The sequence below is a fragment of the Nocardia sp. NPDC057455 genome (assembly GCF_042802775.1).
GTDB lineage: Bacteria > Actinomycetota > Actinomycetes > Mycobacteriales > Mycobacteriaceae > Nocardia.
The window spans coordinates 9,199-16,036 of record NZ_JBHVDM010000127.1 but is presented as its reverse complement, the minus strand read 5'-3'; the positions used below and the strand labels follow the sequence as shown (position 1 = coordinate 16,036).

Below are 6,838 nucleotides of genomic sequence, written 5' to 3'. Positions count from 1 at the left end.
GCGACACCGGAAGTTTCAGCGCCGCGCCGGTGTGCAGCAGCGCCGATTTCGGCACCGGCGGCGGGTCGCCGACCAGGCGCACCGCTTGAAACGTCTCGCGCCGCGGCCCGTCGACCCGGAACTCGCCGACCGCCCGGCCGTCGCCGAGGGCGTCGTGCCATTCCATGAACCGCTCGAGCGCGCCGTCGCCCGGGGTGACGGGCCCGAAGTGCACGACGAGCCCGATCACGTTCGGGTCATACATCGACGCACGCCACGTCGCGCCGGCCTGGTCGACGTTCTGGTCGTCGTCGTGGCGCGGGGCGACACCGCCGAGGCCGGTCGGTTCCTCGGCGAGACGTAGCGGCGTCGCCAGCGTCACCGCGGCCGCACCGACGAACGGCCATGCCGTGTCGTCGACGCCGGTGTAGGTGTAGGAGACCGGCATTAGGCGATCCCCGCACGCTGCAACGACGCGTTGACGCCGCCGGTGTTGGTGTCGACGTCGACATCGACTTTCACCATGCCGCCTTTCTTCAACTCGGCGAGGATGTCTTCGAGCGGCTTCACAAGCGCTTTGAACGCCTCGGACAGGCCGGGAATGTCGTTGGAACCGGTGTCGAAGCTCGGTATCAAGTTGCCGAGGTCGACGGTTCCGCTGGATGCCATCGACGCCACACCCGACAGTCCGCTCGCCGCGGTGAACAGCAGCCCGGCCGCGAGCGCGGCCGCGTCGTAGGCGTTGCGCGGCTTCATCCAATCGGTGTCGTCGGCGGTGTATCCGCCGAACCCGAGACCGCCGTCGGCGAACCCTGGCACGCCGAGGCGCCGACCGATCTCGGCCCACACCGCGAGTGCGCGTTGCCGCTTCGCCGGCGCGAACGGCACGTACCCCTCGCCGCCGGCGGCCGGTTCGTTCCACACGCGGATATCGCCGGGCGCCCCGATCATGGGTTCGTTGATGCCGCCGGCGGCGAACAGTCGCGCGTTGAACACCGCCCGCGGTTGCCGCTCCCCCTCGCCCGCGGCCGCCGGTTTGGTGAGCGAGTCGGGCCAGTTGGTGACCTCGACGAGCACCGGGCCCGATGATGTCAGCGTCGACGGCGAGCCCGTCGTCGACGAGCTGCTCGACGGGCTCGCGGCCGTGCGGGCGTTGGACTCGGCGACGAGCTGTTGCGCTTCGCCGTAGCGGTCGGCGTATTTGCCGCGCAAGTCCTCGCGCGGCCGCTGCACGTCGGCGACGCGTTCCGAGGGTGATTTCGACGGGTCGGTCTGCTGATAATGCTCGATGAACGAGCGGGTTGCGTCGACCGGGTTCATTCGGTCGCGGGTGCCGCCCTTGGTCCACTCGTCGAACGGGCGTTGTTGCAGGTAGCCGACGCTGTTGTCGGGCCCGTAGTCGAGGTTGCGTAGCTCGGACTCGACGAGCCCGGCCGCGACGATCGCGGCGATATCGGCGTCGGTGAGCCCGGCGCGCCGCCCTTCGGCGACGATCATGTCGACGAGCTTTTGCCGCTCGGTCAGCGGCGCGGCGCCCGTGCTCGCCGCGGCCGGTGCGGGCGGGTTCCACAGCTCGCGCGGCAAGTGGTACACGAACGGGAACCCCTTCACGCCGCGCGCTTTCCCGCCGTACTGCACACCGTTCGTGCCGCTGGACTCGACGGGCGTCCCGAACAGCTCGCCGGCCATGTGCCCATTCGGGCCGGAACCGCCGTCAGTGCCGATGCTGTAGCCGGTCGGGTCGTAGCCCGGTACGAACCCGTAGGCCTTGAAGTCGGCGTCGGTGGTGAACCGCACGGAGCGACCGAGTAGCGCCGAGGTGATCTCGCTTTGGTAACCCGAGCAGTCGCGGCCGCCGTACACGTAGGGTTCGCCGCTGTGCGCGCGCGCCACCGACACCGCGCGGTCGCCGGCGATACCGCCGTCGGCGTAGGTGCGCAACGCACCCATGCGCCGCCCAGCTTCGGCCCAGATTTGCAGCGCACGCCCACGTTTGGACACCGCGCCGGGAATGAACGCCTCCCACGGGCCCGCGTCGTCCTCGGCCCACTGCACGAGCCCGAACCGACCGGCGGCCGGTTGAATCATGGGCTCGTTGGGGAACTTGCCGTCGGCGCGCGCGAACGGTGTCGGCCCTTGCATCTGCGAGGCCTGCTGTTGATCCATGCCGAGCGATTGCCAGTACGACACCTGATCGCGGCGGAATTTCATCTCGACAGTCATCGCACGCGGCAGCGATAGCCACTGTTGCATTGCTGCCTCGGCCTCGAGGGTGTTGGCGACCACGCGCACCGTGCCGTCGGGTAGCTGGGTGACGGTGAACCCGAGGTGTGTCAGTGCGTCGATCGCGTCCTTTGTCAGCGCCGAAGTATGGATTTCCTTGCTGTTGGGTACCGCCACCACTTTGCCGAGCAGCACGTCGAGCCCGTAATGCGCTTCGGGCATACCCGGTTGCGTGATCTGCGTCGCGACGAGGTCGGGCACCAAACCGAGAGTGTTGATGTAGTCGACCGCAGCGCGGTTGGACATGCCCGTAGCCATGAGCTGATCAATCAGCGCGACGCGCTGAGCCTCATAGGCGGCGGTGAGTTCCTCGACGGTGGCGCCGGCCTCGAGCCCGGTCCGTGTCTGGTCCTGGAATCCCGCGACGAGCCCGCGTATCTGCTGTTCCATCTGGACTTGCGCGGCGTTCGAGGTGTCGATAGCGCCGGTCCAGTTGGTGATCCGGATCGCTGAGCCGTCGGCGGCGACCCCGATATCGTTGATCGCCGCCGACAGCCGCGCCGCCGCGTCGTTGTACGCCGCCGAGGCGCGCACGTTCTCACCGAATCGGTTGAATCTGTCCTGCGCTGTGTCCAGTCCGGGAATGAGTTTGGTGTCGATGGCATCGGCGCCGGCGTTCAACCCGTCGGCGATACCGGATCCGGCCTTGTCGGCGGCGTCGGCCATCGCTTCGAGCTTGTCGGAAATGTCGTCGCCCATCAGGTCACGCAGTCCCGGGAACACAACGCCGAGAATGGATTTCGCGGTGTCGAACCCGCGCAGCATGTCGGCGAGCGACCGCAGCACGCTCGCGGACATGTCGCCGGCGGCCTCGGCGAACTCGGCGCCGCCGCGCATCGCACCGGCGGTGAAGTCGAGGAACGCTTTCCCGCCCTCGAACGCCGCGTTACCCATGTCGATGAAAAACGCGACGATGCCCTCGCGGTTGTTCGACAGCTTGTCGGCCCACTCCTGTATCTCGGGTCCGAACGCGCTCGCGAGCGCGGCTTTCATCTGGTCGGCGATCACCGATACCGACCGCATCGCCCCCTCGACGGACGTCGCGGCGTTGCCGCTGATGATGCCCGCGAGCCGCGCCGCGGCGCCTTCGGTCTCGCCGAACTTGCGGCTTGCCTCGGACGGATCCCAATTGGTGAATGTGCCGATGAAATCTCCCGCGGTGTCACCCAATAGCGCCATCGCGGCGGTGTTGCGGGCGACCGGGTCCTCTATAGACCGAATCTTGTCGAACACCTCGTCGAACGCCTCGAACGCGGTGTCGCCGCCTTCGGCGAATCGGTCGTACAACTGTTTGCCGTTGAGCCCGATTTTGTTCAGTGCCTCGACGAGGTCGTCTTCTTCTTCGGTGACTCGGCGGCCGAATTCGCGCAGCGCGTCGCCTGCGCGGTCGGCGTTGTCGACGCCCATGTCGGTTGCCTGTTCGATCAGCGCGAGTGCCTGTTGCGCGCTGAAACCGGCGTTTGCCCAACCGGACGAGTATTCCGAGATGGTTTCGAGTAGGTCGCCGGCCTTGTTCGCCGACCCGCCCGCCGCGGCCGCGACCGCGTCGAACGCCTCTTGTGCGTTCGCGGCGAGACCGGATGTCATCAGCGACGACACAGCTTTGATGGAAGCGGTAACCTCGCCGTCGAGGGCGGTCGAGATGGTGTCGAGCGCGCCGACGACCGCTTCGGCGTCGCGCTGGGTGGCGCCCGGGTCGATGATCTTGCTCTGAATCGACAGTTTCAGCGTCGAGAGGTTCGCTTCGACGGACTCGCCGAACACGTCGACATAGCTTTCGGCCGCGGCCTGCGCGAACTTCGCCGCCTGCGCCGCCGTGGTGCGCGTCTGCGCCTGGAAGATGTCGCGGTCGAGTTCCTCGCCGAGGCCATCGGAAATCGCTTTCGCCAGCGCCGCACCGGTCGCGACGCCGAGCGCGACGACACCGAGCAGCGACCCGGCGATCGGGCCGCCCTTGCTCGATAGGTTGCCGATCTTGTCGGAGAATCCCGACACGAACCGGTCGCCCATCGCTGAGCCGCTCGACGCCGCCCCGGCCGCGTTCTGTCCGATGTTTCCGACCGCCTCCGCGGCGCGACGGGCGGCGTTGACGATGCCGGAGGGTATTTCTATGCGCCGGGTCGACGCGGCCGCCTGCGTCGCCGCCTGGTCGATACGAGCGATGTCGCGGCCGGTCGCGGTCGCGGCGTTGCCGACGCGTTCGACCGCTTGCTCGGCGTCGCGCGCCGAGGACTCGACACGGTCGATCGACTGCGCCGCGCCGCGCGCCGACGACTCGACTTGCGGCCCGACCTCCAGCTCGCGCAGCGACCGCCCCAACCGGGCCGCGGTCGCGTCGATCTGGCGTAGCCGTGCCTCGGCGGAATCGGCGCGCTGATTGAACCGGGTGTCGTCGAGTTCGAGTTCTGCGCGTAGGCGCCCGACGTCGAGTGCCACGGTTAGGCCTTCGCCGCCCGGGCGCGTGTCCGCTTCGCCGCGGCCCGCTTCCGCGGTGTCTTACCCGCCGCCACGCTGTCGGCGGCCGCGGCCGGCGTGCTGCTCGCCGCCTCGGCGGCCGCGCTCTGGCTACGCGCGACGAGCGCTTTCAGCTTGTCGAGGTCGACGAGTTCGCCGAGTTGCCCGAGTTTCCAGTGCGCGACGGCGATGTCGCGATTCGATCCCATCCACAGCAGCGCGGTTCGGCCGGCATGTAGGTACTCCGTCCAGCGGACACCGTCGGCGAGCATCTCGTCGTGCACGGGCCCGAACAGCTCGCGGATTTCGGCGAGTTCGGTCGCCTCGCTCATGCCGGCGACGACTGCGTGCCGCAGTCTGAGCGCCTGGTCCATCTTCGCCGCCGGGATCGTGTACACCTTGCCGCCGATAGGCAGATGAATCGAGGGGTCGAAAAAGTCCCGGAGTTCAGGCAATTCGACCATGCGGCGCGCCTCCCTTGTTCGTCGACAGCGTCCGATACAGACGCGAGGTAGGGGTCGAGATGAGTCCGAGGATCCGTAGGTTCAGCCACCGCCACGACCGTTGCTCGAGAATGCCGCTCTCGACGTCTATTCCGCGGTCGGCGAGGTCGAGTTCGATCGCCGGCCACGCCGCGAGGATCTGCGACCACGACGCGTCGATCTCGCCGGTTCGTTCACGGCGCGCGTTCGGCGCTAGGGAGAGGTCGTTGTACCAGGCGCGGATACCGAACTTGGGCAGGAATTCGCCGCCGCCGGGGTCGTCGGGCCCGTACGTGCCCGGCGCCGAGAGGTCGGGCTCACCCCCGGACCCGACCACGGATCCGGGGGTATCGGATTTCCCGGCGAATCATGCCCGTTCAGCCAGTGCTGTTGCGCCATTTCCGGCCCGACACCGAAGTGCAGCAGCGCGGTACGTCCCGCGTGCACGATCTCGGGCCAGCGCACCCCGGCCGCCCGCATCTCTTCCAGCGTGGGCCCGAGCAAGGCGCGCAGCTCGTCGACCTCTTGCTCGTCGCCGAGGGACGCGGCTTGCTCGAGTAGCAGCATCCGCAGCCGCAGGCCTTCGCGCGCGGTCGGAGATTCGACGCGGTAGCCGCGGCCGCCGATCGGCAGCACGAGCCCGGCGTCGAAGAACTCGCGAAGGTCGGGAAACGATGCCACGGGTTACGGGGCGTCGTAGCCCTGCTGCACGGTCTGTACCTCGACATGCGGGTCGGTACCGCCGGTGAGGGTGTGCGAGACAACCTCGATTTGCGGCACGTCGACCCCGGCGCGGTCGCCGAGGAACTCGCACGCGTAGGGACCACCGACCGGCCCGGACACAGTGACGTTGCCCGTACCGACGCTCGGCAGCGCCTCGAGCGCGGCTTCGACCGCGGTGTCGGCGGCGTTGTAGGCGATCGACGATGTCGGATCGCCGAGCACACCGAGCACGTACCCGCCGGCGGTCGGATCGCCGACGACGGTGATCAACTGGATTTCGTTCACGTCGGTTGCCTGCGGCTTGGCAATCGCGGTCGGTTCGCCGCGCCCGGACAGTGTCGCGGTGAACTTCTGCAAGTCGGCGTTGCCGCCGCCTACGTCGGACCACTTCACGGCGAAGAAATGCTCGTAGGCCTCGGGCAAATCGTCGGTGCGCCAGTAGCGCAACTGCACGATGTTGTCGTAACCGAGGTTCTTGCCCTTCGCGCGCAGGAACGCGACACCCGGATCCGGGACCACCGTCGACGCCGATCGCTCGCCCTTGACCAGGCCTTCGGCGTTGACGTTGAGTTTCTGCGCGGTGACCAACTCCGAGCCGTACCCGCCGGAGTCGATGTCGGTGTCGTCTTGCATGGTCGCGTCGTTCACGGGCTCGAACTTGCTGAGCCCGCGCAGCCATTCATAATTCGGCGACGCGACGGTGCCCGTGTTGACCTGCACAGCCCATTCGGCCGCACGGAAGGTGAACAGCGACGCACTGTTCGGGGGCTTCAAGACAGCCATGGTTATTCATCTCCTGGGTTGAGGGTGATGCGATACGAATCGGCGCGCATCCAACGCCCGTTGGAATCGACCGCGGCCGCGGCCCTCACCACCCGCAGGCAGGCGAGGACGTTCACGCCACCCGGCCACGATTC

General features: G+C 68.1%; 6 protein-coding genes. 1 reads left to right on the top strand and 5 read right to left on the bottom strand.

The genetic code is table 11. The features are described 5' to 3' along the window. The 4 genes from ACFU5M_RS31755 to ACFU5M_RS31740 all read right to left on the bottom strand — a co-directional run. On the bottom strand, positions 1–427 hold a 427-nt coding region (locus ACFU5M_RS31755; protein ID WP_379054802.1), incomplete at its 3' end, for a hypothetical protein. Next, positions 427–4,698, bottom strand: a complete 4,272-nt coding sequence (locus ACFU5M_RS31750; RefSeq protein WP_379054800.1) for a phage tail tape measure protein — start codon at positions 4,696–4,698, stop codon at positions 427–429. The genes ACFU5M_RS31750 and ACFU5M_RS31755, both read right to left, overlap by 1 nt. 2 nt (positions 4,699–4,700) lie before the next feature. Next, positions 4,701–5,180 (bottom strand): hypothetical protein, encoded by a 480-nt coding sequence (locus tag ACFU5M_RS31745; RefSeq protein WP_379054798.1) that lies wholly within the window; start codon positions 5,178–5,180, stop codon positions 4,701–4,703. Then, positions 5,164–5,535 (bottom strand): hypothetical protein, encoded by a 372-nt coding sequence (locus ACFU5M_RS31740; protein WP_379054796.1) that lies wholly within the window; start codon positions 5,533–5,535, stop codon positions 5,164–5,166. The genes ACFU5M_RS31745 and ACFU5M_RS31740 overlap by 17 nt, the downstream gene beginning before the upstream one ends. Positions 5,536–5,567: 32 nt before the next feature. Between ACFU5M_RS31740 and ACFU5M_RS31735 the strand changes: the two genes are divergently transcribed. After that, positions 5,568–5,759 (top strand): hypothetical protein, encoded by a 192-nt coding sequence (locus ACFU5M_RS31735; RefSeq protein WP_379054794.1) that lies wholly within the window; start codon positions 5,568–5,570, stop codon positions 5,757–5,759. Positions 5,760–5,882: 123 nt separating this feature from the next. Here the strand turns inward: ACFU5M_RS31735 and ACFU5M_RS31730 are convergent, their stop codons facing one another. Further along, complete coding sequence (locus ACFU5M_RS31730) at positions 5,883–6,704, bottom strand: phage tail tube protein (protein WP_379054792.1); 822 nt, start codon at positions 6,702–6,704, stop codon at positions 5,883–5,885. Positions 6,705–6,838: the final 134 nt, after the last annotated feature.

What these genes read in the sequence shown, in the direction of transcription:
- ACFU5M_RS31730 (WP_379054792.1), bottom strand. Translation starts at nt 6,704, where the DNA reads ATGGCTGTCTTGAAGCCCCCGAACAGTGCGTCGCTGTTCACCTTCCGT.
- ACFU5M_RS31745 (WP_379054798.1), bottom strand. Translation starts at nt 5,180, where the DNA reads ATGGTCGAATTGCCTGAACTCCGGGACTTTTTCGACCCCTCGATTCAT.
- ACFU5M_RS31735 (WP_379054794.1), top strand. Translation starts at nt 5,568, where the DNA reads ATGCCCGTTCAGCCAGTGCTGTTGCGCCATTTCCGGCCCGACACCGAA.